The organism is Mesorhizobium sp. M7A.F.Ca.CA.002.05.1.1 (assembly GCF_003998335.1).
In the GTDB taxonomy this organism is placed as follows: Bacteria; Pseudomonadota; Alphaproteobacteria; order Rhizobiales; family Rhizobiaceae; genus Mesorhizobium.
In genome coordinates this window covers 1-2,116 of record NZ_RZQI01000980.1, presented here as the reverse complement: position 1 = coordinate 2,116, position 2,116 = coordinate 1, and the positions used below count along the sequence as shown (strand labels likewise).

Here is a 2,116-nt window from a genome sequence, read left to right as displayed (position 1 = left end):
GTACGCGACGAATTCGTTGCCAGGAACCTGAGCAGCCAGGGTGCCTATGAGCTGGCTGCCGCCAGCAGTGAAGCGGCGGTGACGATCTTCGCCACCGGCTCCGAGGTCGAGATCGCGCTCGGCGCGCGCGACCTGCTGGAAAAGCACGGCCATCCCACCCGCGTCGTCTCGGTGCCCTGCTTCGAACTGTTCGACCAGCAGAGCGACGACTACCGCAAGAAAACGATCGGCAACGCGCCGATCAAGATGGCGATCGAGGCCGGCATACGCCAGGGTTGGGATCATCTGATCGGCTCCGACGGCATCTTCGTCGGCATGACAGGCTTCGGCGCCTCGGGCACGATCGAGCAACTCTATCCGCATTTCGGCATTACCGCCGAAGCCGCGGCCAAGGCGGCGGAAGCCCGCCTGCATACAAAGTAGGTTCAAGGTTCGGCGAAATCGCGATAAGGCGGTTTCGCCGGGCTGACCCAACTTAATCGATTTAAATCCACGTCGCTGCGGCTGGATTCTTTCTGCTTCCGCCGCTATGAAACTGCGGACCCCTCGTCCGCCCTCCAACTCCCAGGGAGAGAATTATGACCGTCAGAGTTGCCATCAACGGATTTGGCCGCATCGGCCGCAACATCCTGCGCGCCATCCATGAATCCGGCCGCAAGGACATCGACGTCGTCGCCGTCAACGACCTCGGCCCGGTCGAGACCAATGCGCATCTGTTGCGCTATGACAGCGTGCATGGCCGCTTCCCGCATGAAGTCTCGGTTTCCGGCGATCAGATCACCGTCGGCAAGGAAACGTTCAAGGTCACCGCGATCAAGGATCCGACGCAGCTACCGTGGAAGGAACTCGGCATCGACATCGCGCTCGAATGCACCGGCATCTTCACCGCCCGTGACAAGGCAGCGGCACACCTGACCGCCGGCGCCAAGCGCGTCATCGTTTCGGCCCCTGCCGAAGGCGCCGACCTCACCGTCGTCTACGGCATCAACCACGACCAGTTGACCAAGGATCATATCGTCATCTCGAATGCCTCCTGCACCACCAACTGCCTGGCGCCGCTGGCAGCCGTGCTGCATGAGACGGTCGGCATCGAAAAAGGCATGATGACGACGATCCATTCCTACACCGGCGACCAGCCGACGCTGGACACCATGCACAAGGATCTCTACCGCGCCCGCGCCGCTGCCCTGTCGCAGATCCCGACCTCGACGGGTGCCGCCAAGGCGATCGGGCTGGTGCTGCCCGACCTCAAGGGCAAGCTCGACGGCATCTCGATCCGCGTGCCGACCCCGAACGTCTCGGTCGTCGACTTCAAGTTCATCGCCAAGCGGTCGACCACGGTGCAGGAGATCAACGACGCGGTGATCGCCGCCTCCAACGGCAAGCTCAAGGGCATTCTCGGCGTCACCCATCATCCGAACGTGTCGATCGACTTCAACCACGATCCGCGCTCCTCGATCATGGCGCTCGACCAGACCAAGGTGATGGACGGCAACTTCGTGTCGGTGCTGTCCTGGTACGACAATGAATGGGGTTTCTCCAACCGCATGGGCGACACATCGGTCGCCTTCGGCAAGACCATCGCCTGATCACAAGCTCTCTTTTCGAGACTTGGAACGCCCGGCTTTGCCCGGGCGTTTTTCATGAGCGCAGCTTGCGCCTTCCCAATTTGTGTCCTGCGCGCCAAAACATCCGAAAATCAGCGGCATAGGCCAAAAAGCCACCCTGCCGCCTTGCACTGGTCACGTCTTCGCCCCACTCTCTCGCAAAGCAGGAGACAGACGAATTTGAGGGGCTGATTTCAGGATGGAGCATGCGATCTATCTCGTCACGCTGGTCGGCACAGCGCTTGTCGTCGCCGCCGCGTTTTCGAGCCTGATCGCCTTCCGCTTCGGCGCTCCTCTTCTGCTCCTGTTTCTCTGCATTGGCCTCGCCACCGGCACCGACGGACTCGGCATCCAGTTCGACAACGCCCGCATCGCTTATTTTGCCGGCTCACTGGCGCTGGCCGCCATCCTGTTCGATTCCGGCTTCGGCACGCCGCTCAACGCCTTGCGGCAGGCAGCCGGCCCGGCGTTGTCGCTGGCGACCTTCGGCGTAATTCTGACCACCGGCC

Annotated in this window: 3 protein-coding genes; all 3 read left to right on the top strand. The window is 62.1% G+C overall.

Annotated elements, in window-relative coordinates:
* The coding region (locus EN939_RS31425) for a transketolase-like TK C-terminal-containing protein (RefSeq protein WP_272483121.1) at window positions 1–423 on the top strand (423 nt) is incomplete at its 5' end.
* A gap of 155 nt (window positions 424–578) precedes the next feature.
* Window positions 579–1,589, top strand: coding sequence for a type I glyceraldehyde-3-phosphate dehydrogenase (gene gap, locus EN939_RS31420; RefSeq protein ID WP_023810967.1), 1,011 nt, complete (start codon window positions 579–581; stop codon window positions 1,587–1,589).
* A gap of 217 nt (window positions 1,590–1,806) precedes the next feature.
* Window positions 1,807–2,116 (top strand): cation:proton antiporter domain-containing protein (locus EN939_RS31415; protein WP_206528388.1); only part of this gene is annotated, 310 nt, incomplete at its 3' end.